Origin of the sequence: Olivibacter sp. CPCC 100613 (assembly GCF_036959255.1) — a bacterium.
Lineage (GTDB): Bacteria > Bacteroidota > Bacteroidia > Sphingobacteriales > Sphingobacteriaceae > Olivibacter.
On sequence record NZ_JAWMTI010000006.1, the window covers coordinates 191,302 to 212,903 of the forward strand.

Consider the following 21,602-nt stretch of genomic DNA (forward strand, 5'->3'; position numbering starts at 1 on the left):
ATGATACTAGCAACAGACTTAGATGGGACTTTCTTAGGCGGCGAAATAAACCAGCGAATGGAACTTTATCGCCTTATCAAAGAAGCGAAAGGTTTTACGCTGGTGTTCGTCACCGGTCGCGGACTCGAAACGGTCATTCCGCTACTAAACGATCCGCTAATCCCTACGCCCGATTATATTATCGCCGATGTAGGAGCAACAATAGTAAATGGGCATACCTTAGACAAGATCGAACCTATCCAATCCGAAATAGAACGCAACTGGACAGAAGTCTTTGATTTGCGGCAAGCGCTTGCAGCCATTGAAGGAATTGAGCCTCAGGAAGTACCGCAACAACGACGAAGCTCCTTTTACTATTCAAAAGAGGTTGATTTAGCGAAAGTGATGGATATCGCGGAAAAGAAGAACCTCGATGTTATCACATCGGTTGATAAATACCTGGACTTGCTGCCTAAAGGAGTAAATAAAGGTTCCACACTTCGCAAATTGATCAATATGTTAGCCGTAGCAGATGAAGAAGTATTAGTAGCCGGTGATACATTGAACGATCTCGCCATGTTTCAGATCGGTTGCAAAGGTGTAGCCGTTGGGGCTTCGGAAATTGCTTTGCTCAAGGCTACCCAAGAAAACGAAGAAGTTTATCATGCGCAACAAACAGGTGCCGGAGGTATCCTTGAAGCCATGCAACGACTGGATTCTTTTCGCAAACTATTTACAGCAAGCAAAGTAGCAAAGGTAAAACGAAAAGCTGCCAAAAACCAACTGGTTATTGTTTACCATCGACTACCTTACGAAAAGACGGTAATAAAAGGGCAAACCGTACGCCACGCACCGAAAAGTCCAAATGGCATCATCCCTTCCCTACTCGGACTCTTTGAAAAGGGACGTGCCGGTATTTGGATCGGCGAAGAGGTACAGCAAAAGGATGAAAAAGAAATAAGCAATCAGCTTATTGATGAACAAAAATACCCGAAGCTTTGGAGTTCCACGATCTCACTATCCAAGAAAGACATCGACCAGTTCTATCGTGTGTTCTCCAAAGAAGCCTTTTGGCCAACCATTTTTTCCTTTGTCGATAAAGCAAAATTTAACCACGAAGATTGGAATCACTACCTCCATATCAATAAAATATTTGCCGATCGTATCGCAAGAGAGGCTGATCAGGGTGCTTTTGTTTGGATTCATGAATATAACTTATGGATGGTTCCCGCCTATCTGAAACCCTTGCGACCTGATCTGAAAATAGGTTTTTTCCACCACACCTCATTCCCTGCCGCTGATGTTTTTAACATTCTTCCCTGGCGGAGAGAAATCATTGGCTCCCTATTATTATGCGACTTTATCAGCTTTCATATCCCTCGCTATGTAGAGAATTTTATCGATGTGCTCAGAAGCCATGTACCTTTCCGTGTTGTTAAAACAATTAACGCTGCGAAGCAATTCCTCACTTATAGTTGCGCCTTAGGTGTAGAAAAGATGACGAAGATTATCGAAGTAGAAGGTCGTAAAATTCGTTTAGGGGCCCAACCTGTAGGCGTAAACATGGAAAGTATCAAGCGCGCGCTAACTACGTCAAAGGTAAAACAGCATATCCAAAGCATGCAAGAAAGCAAACACAAAAAAGGTATAAGAACAATTCTTTCCGTAGAGCGTTTGGATTACGTAAAAGGACCATTAGAAAAAATACACGCTTTTGGTGAGTTTCTGAACGATTATCCTGAATACAGGGGCAAAGTAGAGTTGATCAACATCTGCACCCCTCCATCACAAGGAATGAAAATTTACGATCAAATCCGCGATGAATTGAATCAAGCGATCGGTGAGATCAATGGTAAATACGCAACCATGGATTGGCTTCCGATTCAGTATTTTTATCGGTCCTTACCGTTTGACGAGGTTGTCACCTATTACGGAATCAGTGATATCGCTTGGATCACCCCGCTTCGCGACGGATTAAATCTGGTTGCCAAAGAATACATTGCGGCCAAGGGGCTTTTGAATGATGTTAAAGGAGCGCTGGTCTTATCTGAATTTGCCGGTGCTTCCGTCGAATTGCCCTATGCGATTCTAACCAATCCTTACGATCGAAAGAGCATGATCGAATCCCTGCTAAAAGCGCTGATGATGGATGAGCAAGAGCAAGCGATCCGCTTACAACGGTCCTTTGAAGCCGTATCTCATTTTGATGTAGAATATTGGGGTAAGGATTTTGTACAGGAACTAGAGAAATCCTAAGGTATATAAATCAGTAAATCCCCGCAATAGGCGGGGATTTAAACAAGTACCAATTCAATGTTCGGATGCGTTTCGACAACCGATCGAAGCAAGTCAAAGTAAGTTTCCCCACTTCCGCTCTCTAACGCGATCAACTTTTCCCTAAAATAATTGCTATTAAAGGGGGCATCAGGCTTAAGCTTATCCTCATAATAGGTTTTAGTAACCTCATAACCCAACGCTTTTTTCATATTTTCAGCATTTTCCCATATGAACTTCACACTTTCACCGTTTTCCATTGCGCCAAATCCCCCATATAATAGGTCATTGAAAGCATCAAGGCTTTGTCCGATCTTCCAATCTTCGTTCGACATAAAGACACGATTGATTTCCTCATAAAACGAAGCAATGTCATGAATATGCAAACCATTAATGACAATTTCTTTTATCATCAGGGTAAATTAGTGAATTTTTATGGATCCCCACATTATTCGGCATAATTAGCCAAGCCGGCATCCGCTTGTGCACCACCCCCGAGTGCACGATAAAGCGCAATGACCGCCTGCCACTGTTGCAATTGATCGTCTATTCTATTCATCTGTGCATTTAGCAGATTTTGTTCGGAAAGCAAGACATCGGTATAGTTAGTAGCCGAGCTGTACCGTAGCAATTCCTTGGTAAAATCCACTGCTTTCTCGAGCGCGTTTAGCTCTTTCTTTCTACTATGTTCCTTCAGCGAAGCGGCTTCCAATAAGAACAGCGCATCCGAAACCTCCTTCCCGGCAGTCAATAAAGTCTTATTAAAATTGTAAAAGGCTTCCTGCTTTTGAGCTTCCGCCGTTTTCAAACGCGCTTTATTGGCACCTCGATTAAAAATAGGTTGCGTTAAACCACCCATCACATGAGCGAACAAACCCGCATTGGTGAACCATGCTGAAAAATCGAAGCTAGTAAATCCCCCTGCAGCGGTGATGTTCAAGCTGGGATAAAAGGCGGTTTTGGCAACATTAACCTGTTCAAAAGCAGTTCTGAAGGTCAGCTCGGCCTCGGCAACATCTGGACGATAGCGCAATAAATGGGCGGGAACACCGGTAGATAACGCCTCAGGTATTACCTGCTCGGAAAGCCCTGTACGTGCAATGGCCCCCGGAGTTTGGCCAAGCAATAGACATAAAACATTTTCAGTCTCTCTAATTTGCTGTTTAACATCTGGAATAGCTACTTCTACCGCATATTGATTGGCCTCACTCTGTACCACGGCAGCCCCATTAACAACAGCAGACCTTTTCAGTTCACGCATAGTCAGCACATCGTTTTTACGGTTTTCAAGCGTCATCTCCAGCACGTTCAGCCGCTGGTCTAAGGCAAGAAGTGTATAATAATTGGCTGCAATATCTGACACCAGTTTACTTCGTATAGCCTTTTGTGCAGCATCGGTAGCAAGCAAGCTCGCCAGTGCGGCTTTTTTGCTGCTATTAAGCTTTCCCCAAACATCAAGCTCCCAGGCCATCGTAAGGCCAGCATCGTATTGCGTTGCATTATTGATCAAACCATAGCCCTGCGGAAAAGCTAATCTCGACCGTTTTACAGACGCACTGGCATTTATTTCAGGAAGAAAGGCTTGTCGGCTTTGGCGGAAAGCGGCCTGTGCTGCGATAATTCGTTGTAAGCCCATTTTCACATCGAAGTTCTCCTCCAATCCTTTTGCTATTAATTTCCGAAGTGCAGTATCCGTAAAAAAATCCGACCAGTTTTTTGAGGCGATCGTAGGGCTATCAAGTTCTACCTGACCCCTATAACGAGATGCCGTATCCATCCGAGGTTCTTCATATTTTTGGCTTACCTTGCAGGAAGTTACTAGCAATAAAACTACTACCATCGGCCATTTATCTTTGTATTTCATAGTTTTCCTATTATCAATTCACTAAATTTATACGGAAGGCATCTCCATTGCCTCTTGCCAATCTTCTTCTTTTTTCTCCCGGGTAACCCGTCCACTAAAACGCTCCTGCATTGCCTGGAACATGACAAAGAGTGTCGGGATCACAAAAATACCGAACACCGTACCGATCAACATACCGCCAACTGCCGCGGTACCGATTGAGCGATTGCTCAAAGCACCAACACCTGAGGCAAGCATCAAAGGCATGAGTCCAAAAACAAAAGCAAAGGAAGTCATGAGAATCGGGCGTAACCTGGCTGAAGCACCGGATATGGCAGCACGCACCAAACTTAGGCCACTATGACGGCGCTGAACAGAAAACTCCACAATCAAAATGGCATTCTTAGCCAATAGACCAATAAGCATAATTAAACTGATTTGAAGGAAAATATTATTGTCCAATCCCGCTAGGCGGGCAAACAAAAAGGCTCCTGCCAAACCTATCGGAAGCGATAATAATACAGCAAAGGGAAGTAGGTAACTTTTATATTGAGCGCTGAGTAAGAAATAGACGAAAATAAGACAGAGCCCGAAAATCAGCAGCGTCTGATTACCGCTATTGATTTCTTCACGCGTCAATGCGCTATAATCAAAATCAGCCCCTCTTGGCAATGTTTCGCTCGCCACATCTTGCACAGCGCGGATAACATCACCCGAGCTATAGCCAGGATTTGGAGCGCCATTCACGGTAGCCGAAGTGTATAAATTAAAACGGTTAATGAACTCAGGGCCACTGGTACGCTCCAGTGTTACAAAAGTAGCAATTGGTGCCATCTCCCCCGCATCGTTTCTTACATAGATTTTTTCAAGATCCGACTCTTCCGCACGGTAGTCAGGTTTAGATTGGACCAGCACTTTATATTGCTTACCGAAACGATTAAAATCAGACGCATAGATTCCACCCAAGTAGCCCTGTAACGTTCTCAACAGTCCGCCAACATCCACCCCTGCCTCCTTGGCCAAAGGAACATTAACCTTCACCCGATACTGCGGCAAATTAATGTTAAAAGGCGTAGCAGCATACATAATCTCCGGGCGTTTACGGAGACCTGCCATAAATTTATCAACAGCAGCGCCAAAATGCGCATAGGTACCCCCGGTTTTATCTAGCAATTGTATTTCGAAGCCACTATTATTACCGAAACCCTGTAAAGTAGGTGCTGCAAAGAAAATGATATTTGCTCCGCGGATATGACTTGTTTTGGCGAACAGTTTTCCTACCAAGCTATTAATATCCTGGCCTTTGCCTGTCCGTTCTTTCCAGGGTTTAAGGGCGATGAACATAGCGCTATAAGAACCACCCGTCCCACTGATTAAATTCATGCCCACCAGACGAGAGCTCAGCTCCACCTCGGGCATACTTCGTGCAATGCTGTCTACCTCATTGGCTATCCTCGTCGTCTGTTCCAATGTCGATGCGGGCGGCAAGATGATGTCCCCGTAAATGGCGCCCGAATCTTCATTAGGAACAAATCCTGTTGGTGTTGTCTTTAGGAAAAACAACAATAAGGCAGCAAACAACGCAATAGAGCCCAAGGCAAGCCATTTCCGCTTGATGAGTAGCTTTACAATGCGAATATACCGATCACTAAGAGCCGCAAAAGCGGTATTGAACGCTACAAAGAAACGTTGCAAAGCATTCTTTTTTGCATCCTTTGCCGCTAAGTGTTCATGTGGTTTTAAGAAGAGCGCACAGAGTGCAGGACTTAATGTGAGCGCATTCACAGCAGAAATGATAATGGCAACCGCCAGGGTAATACCAAACTGCTTATAAAACACACCGGCAGATCCCTGAATAAAAGTAACCGGTACAAAAACAGCGGCCATAATCAAGGTGATGGAAATAATCGCCGAGCTAATTTCATGCATGGCATGCAAGGTGGCTTTCCGGGCCGACTTCGCACCTTGGCCAATTTTGGCATGAACCGCTTCAACCACCACAATCGCATCATCTACCACAATACCGATGGCCAACACCAGTGCAAATAACGTTAGTAAATTGAGCGTAAAACCGAATATTTTCAAGAAAAAGAAAGTTCCCACGATAGCCACAGGCACGGCGATTGCAGGAATAAGTGTAGAACGAAAATCCTGTAAAAAGATAAAAACAATCAAAAACACCAGAATAAAGGCTTCTACCAATGTTTGAACCAGTTTAGAAATCGAAGCATCCAAAAAGCTATTCACATTAATGAACGTAGTCCACTTAATGCCCGCAGGAAAATCGGCTTCTGCTTTCTTGAGCATTTTAACAATCTGCTCATTGATCTCGTGCGCATTTGCACCGGCCGATTGACTGATAGCCCCACCCGAAGATGGAAATCCATGAGCCGTGAGGTCTGTATTGTAGCTGAAAGCACCCAATTCCACTGTAGCCACATCTTTCAGGCGAAGCAACTGACCATCGCTGTTCGCACGCAATACGATGTCTTCAAACTGTTCAGGAGCTTCTAGCCTCCCCGTATATTTAAGAACATATTCAAAAGTCTTCGCACTGTTTTCCCCTAATTTTCCCGGAGCAGCCTCTACATTCTGTTCGGCAAGAGCCGCTAAAACATCGTCGGGCATCAATCCGTATGAAGCCATAACCTCCGGCTTCAACCAAATGCGCATCGAATAAGTTTGATCGCTCCAGACCTGCACATCCGCCACACCGGATATACGTTTCAGTTCAGGGACAATATTAATACGCATATAATTGTCAAGGAAGTTGACATCATAAGACTTATTCTCACTGTAAATCAAGAAACCGAATATTTCAGCATTTAGCTTTTTGGTTGTCGTAATTCCTGTCTTGATCACCTCCGCCGGCATGACACCTGTAGCCTTTGCCACACGGTTCTGCACATTCACGGCAGCTAAATCGGGATCCGTACCTTGTTCAAAATTAACGGTAATGACGGCAGTTCCATCATTGCTCGCCTTCGATGTCATATAGGTCATATGTTCGACACCATTGATCTGTTCCTCTAATGGAATGATCACACTCTTCATAACTACATCAGCATTAGCTCCCTGATAGGAGGCTGTTACCTGTACAGTTGGGGGTGCAATTTCAGGATATTGAGAAATCGGGAGGCTTGTTAATCCCAAGAGTCCCAGTATAACGATGATAATGGATATGACGGTTGCTAATACCGGGTTATCCACAAATTTCTTTAACATGATTTCAGAATTTAAAGGTAAAGCAGTGGCTTGAGCACTCCCTTTTTGAAGGAATACATTCAGCGGAAAAATGTGATAAAAGATTTATCGTTTAACCCTAATGGCCACCTGATTTTTAGGTTTTATCTTATCGCCGTCTTTGATGGCTCCTACATCTTCGGTTACGACGCGATCACCGCTGCGTAGGCCGCTGTTTACGACAAAAGCATCGCCAACCGGCAAAGCATCCACCGTAATCTCAGCCGAATGCGCGGTATCAAGACTATCAAGGATCATCACAAATTTTTTCCCTTGCACCTCGTAGGTAGCTTTAGCGGGTACAATGAGCGCATCTTTTACCGGATGAGCAATACGCAGCGTAGCACTGCTACCGCTACGAATCGTACCGGCTTTATTGGGAAAAAGTGCACGCATCGTAATGGCACCGGTTCCCGTATTGATCAAACCACCCGTCGTTTCTATATGGCCATTTTCAGCATAAACCTGCCCATTCGCTAAGACCAACTGTGCAGGCGGCAGTCGTTTTAGTGCATTATCCATCGCCCACTCTTTAGGCGCATTCATTAATTCAAGAAACTGCTTTTCAGAAAAGGAGAAATAAACATGGATATTAGAAATATCTGACAAGACGGTCAGCGCTTGTTCACTTGTACTACTCACTAAACTGCCGATTTTGTAAGGGAGTGTTCCGATAACCCCATCGGCCGGACTACGGATAATCGTATAACCAAGATTAGTTTGCGCGTTCTGCAACGCGGCCTTTGCTTGTGCCAGCTCCGCTTGTCTCGCTTCCAGCTCCAAATGGGCAGATTGCAATTCATATTCACTGATGATCTCTTTCTTCACCAGCGGTTCGGTTTTAGCTATCTGCATCTTTGCGGTATTAACACCGGCAACGGCCCGTTTGATCGCCGCTTGAGCGGTCAGTACCTCCTGCTCGTATTGGGGATTATTAATACGGAAAAGCAATTGGTCTTTTTTCACTTTAGCGCCTTCATCTACCAGTATGGTTGCTATGTAACCATCTATTTTCGGCCGAATCTCGATATTCTGCTGACCACGCACAGTGGCAGGATAATCAATATACAATTCGGCATCACGTGGTGTAACAGTCATCACCGTAAATTCCTGTAATGTAGTAGAATGAGTGGATTGGCTGTTCTGCTCACAACCGCTTAGCATGGCAAGTGCTAATCCGACCGAGCCAATATGATAAATGTACCTCATTTTTATTTCATTTTTTCTCCTCATGGTATTTGAATATGCGATCAAAGGTAGAGACAAAAAAATAATAAACAAAGCAATTACTTTGTTTATTATGTAATCCAAAAATCATTTCTATGTTTTTTACTTTATGCTCAACTGGTAGCTAACAAAAAGTGCTTCCATAAATCGTCCATGCGCTGAAACAATTTTCAGTTTCCGGCGTCTACAGAACATACCATCAATCTAAGAATATGAAAAGCCTAAAACATCAAATCTTTCTTATACTAACCTTGACTTGCTTCGTTTTTTCTTTCCAACAGGCCTTTGCTCAAGCGCAAACAAAAGAAATTGAAGCACTTGTACATCAACAAGATAGTCTTTTTTGGGAGGGATACAACCGCTGCGATATCGAACTACAGGGTCAATTGATTAGTGACGATGTTGAATTTTATCACGATAAAGGTGGGATAACACGCGGAAAAGCTGCGCTACTTGCGAGCATCAAAAATAATCTTTGCAGTTCCAATTTCAGGTTACGACGTGAGCCGATCAAGGAAACGATAAAAATCCATCTTTTACGATCCGGTGAGTCGGTTTATGGTGCATTAATAACCGGCGAACACCTCTTCTATGTAAAAGAAGAAAACAAAAATGAACGGCTGGACGGGCATGCCCTCTTTGCCAACTTATGGTTATTAAAAGACGGTAAATGGCTCATGAGTCGCGTCTTAAGTTACGATCACGGGCCGGCCAGCTATAGCAACACACGAAAAGAAATGGTGCTCAACAAGCAAATCCTTCAATCATACACAGGAACCTACAAAGGTCCACAAAGTGGTGATATGCTTGTTACGGTTAAAGACACACATCTTCTGTTAACAATCGGCACAAAAGATTTTGAAATCTACCCGGAAAGCGAACAGGTTTTTTTTATGAAAGAAAGGGATTTAACATTTAGTTTTGTGCAGACGGAGAAATCGGGCAGAAAACTCGTTGTCCGTGAGTTTGGCGATATCGTAGAAGAAGCCACGCAAACATCACATTAACCATCAGGTCGACACAGTTCATTGGAAGGTGCATCGAACTTTTCGCGCAAATGATTGTTATTTGTCAAAACAAAATCGAAAAACCTATTTTTTTAAAAACATAGCATGAAACAATTTTACCTATTTCTGTTTCTATTTACACTCTTCGTTGTTGTTGCCTGTACGGATAACCAACAAACAGCGCAATTAACAAAACGAGAACAGGCTTTACTCGACCGAGAAAGACAATTCGCACGTAAAGAAGCTGAATATCGCTCGTTGCTACGCATGCGCGATAGTTTATTGGCACAAAAAGATACCACAGCACATCCTATCTGGCCCGAAACCGTAGCCGGTACGTGGAGTAGCAAGCTTATTTGCAAAGAGTCCAATTGCACCGAATATGTCGTGGGTGATCAACGAAGCGAATTATGGGACTTTACCGATGATTCTACGGGTATGTATACCAAAGTCATTAACAATAACCAAATCAACCGCATCTTTAATGGAAACTTTCGTAATGAGCTTGTTTCCTTAACTTATAGAAGCGATTCGACTATTCAGAAACACGTGGAAATGCAGGTGACATTAACACCAAGCAGCCCCGATCTAATGAAAGGTACACAACTTATTCAAATCGACAGTGGCTGTACCGCCAACTTTTCCGTCGAACTTGTACGCGTCTCAAACAAATAAGTTATGCCCATATTAAGTATTCAGCACCTCACCTTCCCCATAGAGGATCCTTTATTGAAATTCCTGCTCGAACTCATCATCATACTAAGCGCGCCCCTTTTATTAAATAAAATCAAAGTGCCCCATTTATTGGGGCTTATTATCGCGGGTGCACTGATTGGCCCAAATGGTTTTAACGTACTGGCAAGAGATAGCAGTGTAGTTGTAACAGGTACCACGGGTTTGCTTTATATCATGTTTCTCGCAGGGCTTGAAATCGATATGGGCGATTTTAAAAAGAACAAGTGGAAAAGCATTACCTTCTCTATCTATACCTTCGCAGCGCCTTTTGTTTTGGGATTTGTAGGAGGGTACTATATTTTACAGTTTAACCTGCTAACGGCTATCTTATTTGCCAGCCTTTTCTCTTCGCATACATTGATTGTATATCCCTTGATTAGCAAATTGGGCATATCCAAGAATTTATCCGTCAATATTACGGTAGGCGGTACCATGATTACCGATGTACTTTCGCTCTTAGTATTGGCCGTGGTAGTAGGTATGACACAAGGTGAAGTTGGTAGCAGTTTCTGGGTCCGTCTTTCTATCTCTATGTTACTTTTCGGCCTCATCGTACTGCTGCTTTTCCCGATGATAGGCAGGTGGTTTTTTAAACAGGTAGAAGACAAAATCTCACAATACATCTTTGTACTGGTAATGATTTACCTTGCCGCTCTACTTGCAGAAATCGCCGGTGTTGAAGCTATTATAGGCGCCTTCTTTGCCGGTTTAGCCATGAACAGACTTATTCCGCATGCTTCCTCCCTCATGAATCGGGTGGAATTTGTTGGAAACGCCATCTTTATACCCTTTTTTCTTATCAGTGTTGGAATGTTGATCGATTTCAACGTTTTTTTTAAAAGCTGGGAAACACTCGGGGTTGCCGCCATTATGCTTGTCGCCTCCATCGGTGGCAAATATATCGCAGCCGTCGCCACACAAAAAACCTTTAAATTAAGCAAAGACGAGGGAAATTTAATCTTTGGAATGAGTTCAGCCTCCGCTGCTGCCACGCTTGCATCCGTCATGGTAGGCTATAATATTATCATTTCTGAAACGGCCAATGGGGAACCAATTCGTCTACTGAACGAACACGTTCTCAATGGCAGTATTTTATTAATTCTTATTTCCTGTACCATTTCATCATTTATTTCCATGGCCAGTGCACAACGCATTGCGGAAGCAGATAAAGAAGATACCGTTTCCGGAAATAGTCGTGAAATCGAGCACATTTTGCTCGCTATGAACCATGAAGAAACAGTCGAACGGATGGTAAATTTAGCCCTGCTTATGAAAGCAGATACGAATATGGATCGCGTCTTCGCGCTCAATGTAATTAACGAAGATAAAAACGAATCTTCTGTAAAAAATGCGGAGAAAATTCTTGCGATGGCCGTCGATACCGCTGCTGCAGCCGATGTAAAGATGCAACCCCTGACACGTTACGATAACGATGTGATCTTGGGGATCAATAATGTCATCAAAGAGAAAAAGGTTACGGACCTCCTGATTGGTCTTGAAGATGAAAAAGGCTTTTCACCATCTTTCGTGTACAACCTTTACAACGGTTACTTACAAAACGAACACGTCAATGTGTTGGTATACCATGCAGCCCAACCGATTGCTACCGTGAAACGCCATGTGGTATTAATTCCGAGGAATGCAGAGAAAGAGCCCGGTTTTTTCCATGCTTTGTTACGTATTTGGAATATCGCGCAAAACGCCGGTGCTTTTATCAGTTTTTATGCAAGCGATACAACCATTGAAGTTTTGGAACGTATTTTAAAGAAAGCCAACATCGAAGCCGAGTTACATGCTGTTCAACACTGGAAAGAAGCAGAAAAAGCGGCCATGGATCTGGACGAAGACGAAGGGCTCATTGTGCTGATGGCAAAACGAGGCATGACCTCTTATTTTCCACAGATGCGCTTTATGCCTGAATTCCTCAATCAGCATCTGCACGACAACAACTATCTTTTGATTTATCCTTTTTCTGAAGAAGAAAGTGCCACCATGGAAAAAAGAGCCGTCAGCAACCATCGGGATTTTGCGGAGATCGGTAAAATCATCGGAAAATTATTTAAATAAAATGTGCAAATGGCGTAATTAGGCAAAAAAGAGAGCACAAAAAAAGTCTTCAACCGGGGAGATTGAAGACTTTTAACTAACCAATTATAAACCTAAATTATGATGACACAAAGATAGTGTAAAAAATACACACTTCAAAATATTCCACTAATAAAAATCGACTGTAATAATCGATTCGACATTTGGATGACAAAATTTACACCCTGTCAGGCAATTAAAACCAAAAGGGGTTTGCTCGTTTAAATATTTATTCGCAACTTAATTGAAAATTTCGAGCGTATCTACAGCAGCACGATCTATTTTATTAGCCAATTACAGAAAGAAAATCCACGAGAAACCAAAAACAGCTGTAGCATGTTTGTATGAGTACTTAGGTTATAAATAATTATTTTCTCAACGTAAAATCTCTAACATGGAACCAAAAGACATCAGTAAATGTCCATTTCACGGCGAAAAATTGCTAAAACAACCCATTGGTGGTGGTGGTACCAGAAATCAAGACTGGTGGCCCAATCAATTAAAACTAAGTATCCTCCGCCAGCATTCATCTTTATCCGATCCAATGGATCCGGACTTCAACTATGCCGAAGCATTTAAAAGTTTGGACCTCGAAGCAGTAAAACAAGATCTTCATACTTTGATGACCGACTCACAGGACTGGTGGCCAGCTGATTTTGGCCATTATGGTCCGTTATTTATACGTATGGCCTGGCACAGTGCGGGGACTTATCGCGTGGGTGACGGCCGCGGTGGCGCAGGTGGTGGGCAACAACGCTTCGCACCACTGAATAGCTGGCCCGATAATGTCAGTTTAGACAAGGCCCGTCGATTGCTCTGGCCGATTAAACAAAAATACGGCCGCAACCTCTCTTGGGCAGACCTTTTGGTATTAGCCGGTAATATTGCCTTAGAATCAATGGGTTTTAAAACTTTCGGATTTGCCGGTGGACGCGAAGATATGTGGGAAGCCGAAGAGGATGTGTATTGGGGCGCTGAAACAACCTGGTTGGGCGGAGACGTACGCTATGCTCACGGATCCGAAGGTGTGAAGGAAAATCATGGGGTATTGGTATCAGATGACGACGCGGATGGCGATATCCATTCACGCAATTTAGAGAAACCACTAGCAGCAGTGCAAATGGGGTTAATCTATGTAAACCCTGAGGGACCGGACGGTAATCCAGATCCTATTGCAGCAGCGAAAGATATACGAGACACCTTTGGTCGCATGGCGATGAACGACGAAGAAACCGTTGCGCTTATCGCCGGCGGGCACAGCTTCGGCAAAACGCACGGTGCTGCTCCGGCAAGCCATGTAGGAAAAGAACCGGAAGCGGCAGGACTGGAATTACAGGGATTAGGTTGGAACAATAGCCATGGCAGTGGCAAAGGCCCTGACACCATCACCAGCGGACTCGAGGTGATATGGACAACCACCCCAACGCAATGGAGCAATAATTTTTTTGAAAACTTATTTGGCTTTGAATGGGAATTGACAAAAAGCCCAGCAGGTGCTCATCAATGGGTAGCAAAAGATGCAGGAGATATCATTCCCGATCCTTTTGATCCGACAAAAAAACGGAAGCCGACTATGCTGACTACCGACCTCTCGTTGCGGCTCGACCCCGGTTTTGAAAAGATCTCAAGGCATTTCTTGGAAAACCCGGATGCCTTCGCCGATGCTTTTGCCCGCGCCTGGTTCAAACTAACTCATCGTGATATGGGACCACGCAGCCGGTACCTGGGCGCCGATGCACCTCAAGAAGATTTAATTTGGCAAGATCCTATTCCTGCCGTTGACCACCCACTGGTAGATGCCAATGATATAAATACCTTGAAAGCAAAAATTCTTGATACGGGCTTGCATATCGCGGCATTGGTGTCCACAGCCTGGGCTTCGGCTGCTACTTTCCGTAGTTCGGATAAACGTGGGGGCGCCAACGGTGCACGCATTCGCCTGGCTCCCCAGAAAGATTGGCCGGTCAACAATCCCCCTCAGCTGGATAAGGTATTACATACATTGGAAGGTATTCAACAGGATTTTAACGCCTCGCAATCTGGGGGAAAGAAAATATCCCTGGCGGATCTGATTGTATTAGCGGGAGGCGCCGCCATCGAAAAAGCAGCGAGAGATGCCGGACATACAGTCACAGTCCCGTTCAGCCCTGGCAGAATGGATGCTTCGCAGGAACAGACGGATATCGAGTCCATTGCCTTCCTCGAACCTGTTGCAGACGGTTTCCGTAACTATCGTAAACAAAAATCATCCGTATCCACGGAAGCCCTGCTTATTGACAAGGCACAACTGCTCGGGCTCAGCGCTCCTGAGTTAACCGTTCTGATTGGAGGCCTGCGTGTACTGAACGCAAACTTTGATGGCTCGAACCTAGGTGTTTTCACCAATAACCCGGGTGTATTGACGAACGACTTCTTTGTAAACCTACTCGATATGGGTACCGTATGGGAAGCAGCTTCACAAGATCATGAGCTCTACGAAGGTTACGACAGGACAACACGACAACCTAAATGGACGGCCACACGGGCAGACCTTGTCTTCGGTTCGCATGCAGAACTACGGGCCATTGCCGAAGTGTATGGAAGCTCGGATGGAAAAGATAAGTTTGTCAAAGACTTTGTTGCTGCTTGGAACAAAGTCATGAATGCCGATCGATTCGATCTCAAATAGAGACGACGGCGTAAAAAAGGCGATGAAGAAAATTCATCGCCTTTTTTTTGCAAAGTAGGTTTTACGCGCTACATTATTGTCGCATTCCCCCCTTCATATTGCCAATTCTACACCTCACCCGATATGACAATAGCCTCTAATTTTGTCTTATAAATCAAATCGTAACAATCACGAATTACAAGCAAAACATATGAAAGCGCTAAAAACATCCATTATCCTCACATTTATCTTGATATTTCAAGTCAAGCTGCATGCACAGACAAGCCCGGTCAAAGCCGGTTACGCACCGGTAAATGGCTTAAAGATGTACTATGAAGTGCATGGCGAAGGGGCACCGCTTGTGCTGATACATGGTTCGTTTATGACCATCCCCATGAATTGGGAACAATTGATCCCGCTTTTCAAAAACAGAAAAATTGTAGTAGCTGAAATGCAAGGCCATGGTCGCACAGCTGATATTCCGCGTGCATTCAGTTACGAAAACATGGCCGATGATGTCAGCGAATTATTGAGATACCTAAAAATCGATAGTACCGATGTACTTGGTTATAGCATGGGTGGCGGTGTTGCCTTCCAGATGGGAATTCGCCACCCAAAGCAAGTAAAAAAATTAGTCATTATATCCGGTGCTTATAAAAACGATGGTTGGTGGCCCGAAACGGAAGAATCTTTTGCAACGATGAATGCCGCTATGTTTAAAGGCTCACCCTTAGAAGAAGCCTACAAATCCCTTTCGCCTCACCCCGAGAAATTTGAGGAATTCTTTACCAAAACCATGAGCATCGACTTAAAGCCGTATGATTGGACTGAGGATGTTCGTAAAATGACTATCCCTATCCTGATGCTGATAGGCGACTCGGACGGTATTCGTTATGAACACGCCAATGAGCTGATGCGTATGAAAGGTGGTGCCAAAATGGGTGACTTCGGTGAAATGTCCACATCCAGAATGGCCGTCTTACCTGGCACTACGCACATCGGCATGATGACAAGAGCAAGTTGGTGGATCCCTATGATGGATGAGTTTCTAGACAACAAAAAGGAGCCCAGTATCTTTATGGAATAATTAGTAATTGCAAAAAAAAGTCTTCAACCGGGGAGATTGAAGACTTTTAACTAACCAATTATAAACCTAAATTATGATGATACAAAGATAGTGTAAAAAGTACACACTTCAAAATATTTTTCACTAAAATTTCAGTACAGCAATCGTTTCGACAATTCGGTGACAATAGCAATCAGTTTCAGCCTTCAACATCGAGCTTAAAAGTTATAGGCCACACTCAACCGAAAACTTCTGGGCGGCAAGGAACGCCATCCATAATGGCTATATCCCCAAGCGCCCGGATAATGTCCGGTATAATTATAACGATTGGTTACATTATTCATTAAAACAGAGAACTGATATTTATCCCTTTTATAGGAAGCTCCTAAATCAAGAATAAACAGATTATCCGGTAAGTATTTTTCCACCGTTACCGGCCAGGCAGCCCGTTTATTCTGGAACTCATAGCCCCCCATAAACCCAAGCCCCTGGAGATAGCCTTCTTGAATCGTGTACTTAACCCAAGCATTGGTAATATGTTTTGCCGTTCCATTCAACATCATGCCCACCCGATTGGGATCGTTATCTTCCGTTATCTTCGCATCGGTATATGCATAATTCAACACCACATTCCAAGATCGACCCAAGCGACCATTGATATCCACTTCAATTCCCTTTGACGTCGCTTCGCCTGATTGTTCCACAAAACCGGGATTATCTGCACCCATGGCAGTTGTGATGTTGGTACGTGTGAGATGATAGGCCGTTATTCCGGCCAACAGATTTCCGTCGAACCATGTTTTCTTTAAACCGATCTCCATGTTTTTCCCCCGCGAAGGTTTTACAGGATCACCGGTTAAAAGTGTACCGGTTTGCTCTTGAAAGCTTTGGTCGTAGAGTGCATAAGCCGTTAAGCTAGGTGTTAAAAGTCCCGTTATGCTGAACCTCGGTGTAACCGCTGAATTATCTACACGTTGCCCATTCGATGCACCGCTTGTCCGTGTCGTGGTCGTATAACGGAGGCCGGCACCTAAACGCAAGCGATCATGTAACAGGTGCAGCTCATCCTGTAAATGTACCGAATAGTAGCTGTATTCTGTCAAATACATTGCCCCACGTTCACGCAATGGCTTAGTCCGATCATAAACCGGGATATCATTTGCCGTTAAATTTCCGTACACCGGATTGTATATGTTAAACTGACCGCCGATGGTATCCGGCAAATTTGTCCAATCCGCAACATAGGATTTCGTTCCCATATCCAAACCGGTGAGAACAAAATTGTTCGCCTCTCCTATTTTGAAATTACCCTTTGCAAAAAGCTGTCCCACTACCGAAGTATTGAGAGCATCATTTACGGCCAATCGTCTGTACAAATTTCCCAACGAATCGATGGAATTGAAAAAAGCATACATAGATTCACCCTGCATTCCCGAGTGGATGTATCCCAATTGCCCGGTCAGCATCCAGTTTTCAGAAAGTAAATGGTTGATCGTTGCATAAACATTATGCTCTTTGACAACGGTCGGTTTGATGATCGGATCGTTAAAACTAAACCATTCCGGTACCTCTTTAAAATCATTTAAACCATAAGCATACTTAGAAAAACCACCCGTAAAAGCATTTTGCGAATAAATGTACTCGAAAGTCAAATCTGTCTGATCGGATAAGGTATACCGGAATGACGGATTCAGGACGTATTGTTCATGCCCTACATACAGCACATGCGAACCCTTTTTCGTACCCATTAAATTAAAGCGGCCCAAGAGCTTGCCATCTTTTGATAATTTAGACGTAAAGTCTACTTCACCCCGATACAGACCAAAACTCCCCAAGCTGATACGGGCTGTATTCGGTGCATCGATGCGTGGCTTTTTCGTCACAATATTATAAAAACCACCGGGTTGTGTATTCCCCATCATAAAACCTGCCGGGCCTTTTACAAATTCAATCCGTTCTACAAAGGACATATCTTCACGCAATGGGCCGAAACTACCACTCACATCCATTCCGTTGCGGAGATTAGAAGCAGCATAACCTCGCACGTAGATACCGGCACTGCCCTCTTCCTGATGGTATACAGTCCGTGCGCCACTGACATTCTTCGTAAAACCCTCCGCAGTAGACAAGATCATCTGATCATTTAAGGTATTCTGATCAATAATCTGAATATTCTGAGGGGTAACGAGTAAATTTTTCGAGAGCCTGAGTGTAGAAGAGGGTACTGTTTTCCGGTTTACCGACACGTTCACGGCATCCAGTTGTTGTTCATTCTTTGCTAAAGTGATGTTCAGAACAAGCGCTTCATTTCGCTCCAACACTGCTGATTTTCTTTCTGAAGAACCAAAATAGCTGACAGTAACTGTATAAGTGCCACTAATCAGATCGGTAAACGCATAAAAGCCCTGTTCATTGGTAAGCGTTTTCTGATCACCCCCGTTCAATAATACCGTTGCACCGGTTAAAGCATTTCCTTCATGATCGGAGATAACACCCGAAATTTTGGCTGCATGCTGCGCATAGGCAGCCGAGCAGATCAATAAAAAGCACAAGGCCAATAATAATCTTTGTAGTTTTTCCTTCCTTGAGTAAGTGATTACACCCATGTTCTTGTAAATTGATAAATTGAAAATGTTGACAGGACGCAGCAGTCCTGTTGATTTTTAAGCATATAGCTTCAGTCAGGTATGAATTTCAATCTAAAACTTTTATTTAGACTGAAAATAAATAAATTTGTGCAAAAGTATAGTGAAAGTGAGCTAAGTGTTTATGAGATAGGAAGTACTTTTTATGAATTTAGCACTTTATGATGGACTACAAGCTTGATGTTGGCGATTTAGCCGAAATGTACGCCCTTGGCAAAAGTGAAATTACCGTCTCCAAAGATAGGGCCGACAAGTTTTTCCATTTTTCCAAGGGAAAGGTATCCTTTAAAGAAGAACGGTTGCGGAATGAAGTGATCATGGTACAAGGCGCCTATCATTTTAACGACAATATTGAGTTAACCGGTTCTGGTGACGCACCGTTACTTGAAATGCAATTCAACCTTAGTCCCTCCAGTATCTTCTATGAAAACAAGCTTAGTAAATCACCTTTTGTAGCACCCATGTCGGGTAATATTATGTTCGATGCTGAAAACGGCAAGGCCAAGATCGGCTTTAAAAAGGATATCGCTTACCATACGTTCGATCTACATCTTCCAACGCCCCTGTTACTTCAGTATGAGGGTGAATGCAAAGAGATGGATCATTTTTTAGACGCCATTGATAAAGGAAAGAGCCGGCTCCTTAGCGACCCCCCTATTCGCGTAAGCCCCAAAATATTAAGCGTAATCGATGATATGAGACAATGCCATTATACCGGCATCACACGGAGGATTTACCTGGAGGCCAAAGTATACGAACTGATTGCACTCAGTTTTAATAAGCTCAACAATGCGCACGAAACGCTTACACTTTCTTCTTACGATAAGGAACGAATTCTGTTAGCGGGCCAGCTTATCCGCGAAAATGTCGGTCGCCCCCATACCATTCAGGAGCTGGGCAATCTGGTAGGGATTAACCGAAATAAATTGAAACAAGGTTTTAAAGTTATTTTTGATACGACACCCTTCGCCTACCTTCAAGAAATACGGATGAACCAGGCAAAACAATACCTGCTGGATACCGACTTACCACTGCAAGAAATCAGTATGCTACTGGGGTATAATAACCTCTCCAACTTTAGCGCGGCCTTTAAGAGAATTGTTGGCCATCCGCCTACCAAATTCAGAAAATAAGCCCCTACTGCTCTTCCACAATTTCCGCATCCAGAAGCTGTATTTCCGCCCCCTTTTCGAGATTGGTATTCAGGTATACCTTTCCCCTGATGGTGAATGGATGATCGGAAAACTTCGCTTTTCCGCGCTTCATCGTCACCTGCACTAAAGGAGGGATCCCGTTCTGTCCGCAGAACATGCATTGCATTACCGGCAAAACCGATAGCATAAACACATGATGTTGCTTTCCCAACTCAAACGGAACCATATAGCCCGGCAAGGTCACCTGCGTATTCTCCAATTCTTTCAACACTTTAGGAAAGTGCGGTGTATAAACCGTTGTACCATCCTCTTCTGTCGTGACTTTGTACATCAACTCATCGAAGGCCTCCCAGACCTTATTCATCATCGGCTTATGGTCCGGTAAGTTTTGCGCCTTTGCAGGATGAACCAACAAGCACAAAAGTATCAGGTTCAGCATCTTTTGAAATGACATCTATCAGCGAAGTAAAGTTTGTGAAATCGATGTTGAATAAGCCTTCACGGCCGGTATCAGTGCCGCGATCAATCCGAGCAGTAGACCCGTTAACCCTATAACGACCTCTTCAATACCGAAATGCCAGGCATTAATGAAATCTCCGACACCTTCAGCAGCGATGGCAAAGGCTGCTGCATGTGCCAGTACAATACCCAAAAGAGCGCCTATTACGGTGATGAATATCCCCTCCATCAACATCAGCTTCAATAAAATAACCCTGGGCGCCCCCATGGATCGCATCACCGCCAGTTCGTACTTTCTGTTTTTAAATCCGTTGTAAAGACTAACAAATACACTGGCCGCTGCCATCAGCATCAGTACCCAAGCCAAAATGGCCAAGGCATCCAATCCGATCCCCATTATTGAAAATAAACGCGCACTCTCGATGGCCGGGGAAGCGGCCTGCATGTTCGTTGTTTGGTTCACCATCCGCGGGAATAGCGCGACAGCCGTTGGATTCTTGTAACGGATCAACATGCTGGTAATTTCCTTACCCTGTACATCCATCCTCAATAAATCATGGACTTCCTCCTCTTCGTGTCGATTTTCATCCCCTTCATGCCCCTGTCCGTGATGCACATGCGCATGATCGTGCATATGCCAAACACTCGATAAGTTCGTCAAAACCAAGCGATCGGCTACACTATGACTTTCCGCCAAAACACCCACAACGGTATAAGGATGGTCGTCGTGCAGGTCATTACCGGCCACCAATCCATGCGCACCTACAATTTTATCACCGATGGCGAGTCCCTTGGCCCTCGCCACTTCATAACCAAGTACCGCCTCAAAGTCACCCGTCCCCCATCCCCCGGAAGCAAGCTGTAACGCATAGAGATCCAGAAAGCTGCTGTCGGTTCCCAGAATACGAAATCCCTGGTAGTTGTCTCCCATCGACAGTGGTACTGCCAACTGAACCAGCGGATGTTGCGCAATTTTGCGTGCATCATCCAACAAGATGTTCCCAGTAGGATAATCCACATGAAAGATGCTATTCAAAATCAATTGCAACGGACTCCCTTTGGCACCGATTACCAGATCGATCTGTTTGCTATTCAAATGAACTTGTCTATCGATCTGCGAAGACAGCAGCAGTACCAGACACAAAATAGCTGTCCCCAAAGCCGTCAGAAATATACAGAGTGCAGACGAAGAAAAATTATAAACGATCGTCCTCCAAACAACACGAAATATCTTCATT

Annotated in this window: 14 protein-coding genes; 7 read left to right on the forward strand and 7 right to left on the reverse strand. The window is 44.0% G+C overall.

Annotation, left to right across the window (positions count from 1 at the left end; genetic code table 11):
* Nucleotides 1-2,235, forward strand: a complete 2,235-nt coding sequence (gene ggpS, locus RYH73_RS18930) for a glucosylglycerol-phosphate synthase (RefSeq protein ID WP_335315040.1) — start codon at nt 1-3, stop codon at nt 2,233-2,235.
* Between the two features lie 38 nt (nt 2,236-2,273).
* Here ggpS and RYH73_RS18935 read toward each other — a convergent pair whose 3' ends face one another.
* From RYH73_RS18935 to RYH73_RS18950, 4 genes are all read right to left on the reverse strand, one after another.
* Nucleotides 2,274-2,666, reverse strand: a complete 393-nt coding sequence (locus RYH73_RS18935; protein WP_335315041.1) for a barstar family protein — start codon at nt 2,664-2,666, stop codon at nt 2,274-2,276.
* A 35-nt stretch (nt 2,667-2,701) separates the two neighbouring features.
* Nucleotides 2,702-4,117: an efflux transporter outer membrane subunit gene (locus RYH73_RS18940; RefSeq protein WP_335315042.1), complete on the reverse strand. Its 1,416-nt coding sequence runs from the start codon at nt 4,115-4,117 to the stop codon at nt 2,702-2,704.
* 27 nt (nt 4,118-4,144) lie between these two features.
* Nucleotides 4,145-7,321, reverse strand: coding sequence for an efflux RND transporter permease subunit (locus RYH73_RS18945; RefSeq protein WP_335315043.1), 3,177 nt, complete (start codon nt 7,319-7,321; stop codon nt 4,145-4,147).
* Between the two features lie 84 nt (nt 7,322-7,405).
* A complete protein-coding gene (locus RYH73_RS18950; RefSeq protein WP_335315044.1) occupies nt 7,406-8,548 on the reverse strand; it encodes an efflux RND transporter periplasmic adaptor subunit in 1,143 nt (380 codons plus the stop codon).
* Between the two features lie 230 nt (nt 8,549-8,778).
* On the opposite strand from RYH73_RS18950, the gene RYH73_RS18955 reads away from it, so the two are divergent.
* The 5 genes from RYH73_RS18955 to RYH73_RS18975 all read left to right on the forward strand — a co-directional run bounded on the left by RYH73_RS18955 (nt 8,779) and on the right by RYH73_RS18975 (nt 16,127).
* On the forward strand, nt 8,779-9,573 hold the full coding sequence (locus tag RYH73_RS18955; RefSeq protein ID WP_335315045.1) for a nuclear transport factor 2 family protein: 795 nt from the start codon (nt 8,779-8,781) through the stop codon (nt 9,571-9,573).
* A 105-nt stretch (nt 9,574-9,678) separates the two neighbouring features.
* Nucleotides 9,679-10,248: a hypothetical protein gene (locus RYH73_RS18960; protein WP_335315046.1), complete on the forward strand. Its 570-nt coding sequence runs from the start codon at nt 9,679-9,681 to the stop codon at nt 10,246-10,248.
* A 3-nt stretch (nt 10,249-10,251) separates the two neighbouring features.
* The gene (locus tag RYH73_RS18965; RefSeq protein WP_335315047.1) at nt 10,252-12,375 is read left to right on the forward strand and encodes a cation:proton antiporter; all 2,124 of its coding nucleotides are present in this window, start codon (nt 10,252-10,254) and stop codon (nt 12,373-12,375) included.
* A 412-nt stretch (nt 12,376-12,787) separates the two neighbouring features.
* Complete coding sequence (gene katG / locus RYH73_RS18970) at nt 12,788-15,061, forward strand: catalase/peroxidase HPI (protein WP_335315048.1); 2,274 nt, start codon at nt 12,788-12,790, stop codon at nt 15,059-15,061.
* Nucleotides 15,062-15,251: 190 nt separating this feature from the next.
* The gene (locus RYH73_RS18975; RefSeq protein WP_335315049.1) at nt 15,252-16,127 is read left to right on the forward strand and encodes an alpha/beta fold hydrolase; all 876 of its coding nucleotides are present in this window, start codon (nt 15,252-15,254) and stop codon (nt 16,125-16,127) included.
* 197 nt (nt 16,128-16,324) lie between these two features.
* Here RYH73_RS18975 and RYH73_RS18980 read toward each other — a convergent pair whose 3' ends face one another.
* Nucleotides 16,325-18,712 carry a TonB-dependent receptor gene (locus tag RYH73_RS18980; RefSeq protein ID WP_335315050.1) on the reverse strand — a complete coding sequence of 796 codons (2,388 nt, stop codon included), beginning with the start codon at nt 18,710-18,712 and terminating at the stop codon, nt 16,325-16,327.
* 200 nt (nt 18,713-18,912) lie between these two features.
* Between RYH73_RS18980 and RYH73_RS18985 the strand changes: the two genes are divergently transcribed.
* Nucleotides 18,913-19,884: a helix-turn-helix transcriptional regulator gene (locus tag RYH73_RS18985; protein ID WP_335315051.1), complete on the forward strand. Its 972-nt coding sequence runs from the start codon at nt 18,913-18,915 to the stop codon at nt 19,882-19,884.
* 4 nt (nt 19,885-19,888) lie between these two features.
* On the opposite strand, the gene RYH73_RS18990 is transcribed toward RYH73_RS18985, so the two are convergent.
* Together RYH73_RS18990 and RYH73_RS18995 are read right to left on the reverse strand one after the other, a co-directional pair.
* The gene (locus RYH73_RS18990) at nt 19,889-20,359 is read right to left on the reverse strand and encodes a DUF3299 domain-containing protein (protein ID WP_335315052.1); all 471 of its coding nucleotides are present in this window, start codon (nt 20,357-20,359) and stop codon (nt 19,889-19,891) included.
* 3 nt (nt 20,360-20,362) lie between these two features.
* A complete protein-coding gene (locus tag RYH73_RS18995; RefSeq protein ID WP_335315053.1) occupies nt 20,363-21,601 on the reverse strand; it encodes an ABC transporter permease in 1,239 nt (412 codons plus the stop codon).
* Nucleotide 21,602: the final 1 nt, after the last annotated feature.

What these genes read in the sequence shown, in the direction of transcription:
- ggpS (WP_335315040.1), top strand. Translation starts at nt 1, where the DNA reads ATGATACTAGCAACAGACTTAGATGGGACTTTCTTAGGCGGCGAAATA.
- RYH73_RS18935 (WP_335315041.1), bottom strand. Translation starts at nt 2,666, where the DNA reads ATGATAAAAGAAATTGTCATTAATGGTTTGCATATTCATGACATTGCT.
- RYH73_RS18940 (WP_335315042.1), bottom strand. Translation starts at nt 4,117, where the DNA reads ATGAAATACAAAGATAAATGGCCGATGGTAGTAGTTTTATTGCTAGTA.
- RYH73_RS18945 (WP_335315043.1), bottom strand. Translation starts at nt 7,321, where the DNA reads ATGTTAAAGAAATTTGTGGATAACCCGGTATTAGCAACCGTCATATCC.
- RYH73_RS18950 (WP_335315044.1), bottom strand. Translation starts at nt 8,548, where the DNA reads ATGAGGTACATTTATCATATTGGCTCGGTCGGATTAGCACTTGCCATG.
- RYH73_RS18955 (WP_335315045.1), top strand. Translation starts at nt 8,779, where the DNA reads ATGAAAAGCCTAAAACATCAAATCTTTCTTATACTAACCTTGACTTGC.
- RYH73_RS18960 (WP_335315046.1), top strand. Translation starts at nt 9,679, where the DNA reads ATGAAACAATTTTACCTATTTCTGTTTCTATTTACACTCTTCGTTGTT.
- RYH73_RS18965 (WP_335315047.1), top strand. Translation starts at nt 10,252, where the DNA reads ATGCCCATATTAAGTATTCAGCACCTCACCTTCCCCATAGAGGATCCT.
- katG (WP_335315048.1), top strand. Translation starts at nt 12,788, where the DNA reads ATGGAACCAAAAGACATCAGTAAATGTCCATTTCACGGCGAAAAATTG.
- RYH73_RS18975 (WP_335315049.1), top strand. Translation starts at nt 15,252, where the DNA reads ATGAAAGCGCTAAAAACATCCATTATCCTCACATTTATCTTGATATTT.
- RYH73_RS18980 (WP_335315050.1), bottom strand. Translation starts at nt 18,712, where the DNA reads ATGGGTGTAATCACTTACTCAAGGAAGGAAAAACTACAAAGATTATTA.
- RYH73_RS18985 (WP_335315051.1), top strand. Translation starts at nt 18,913, where the DNA reads ATGATGGACTACAAGCTTGATGTTGGCGATTTAGCCGAAATGTACGCC.
- RYH73_RS18990 (WP_335315052.1), bottom strand. Translation starts at nt 20,359, where the DNA reads ATGTCATTTCAAAAGATGCTGAACCTGATACTTTTGTGCTTGTTGGTT.
- RYH73_RS18995 (WP_335315053.1), bottom strand. Translation starts at nt 21,601, where the DNA reads ATGAAGATATTTCGTGTTGTTTGGAGGACGATCGTTTATAATTTTTCT.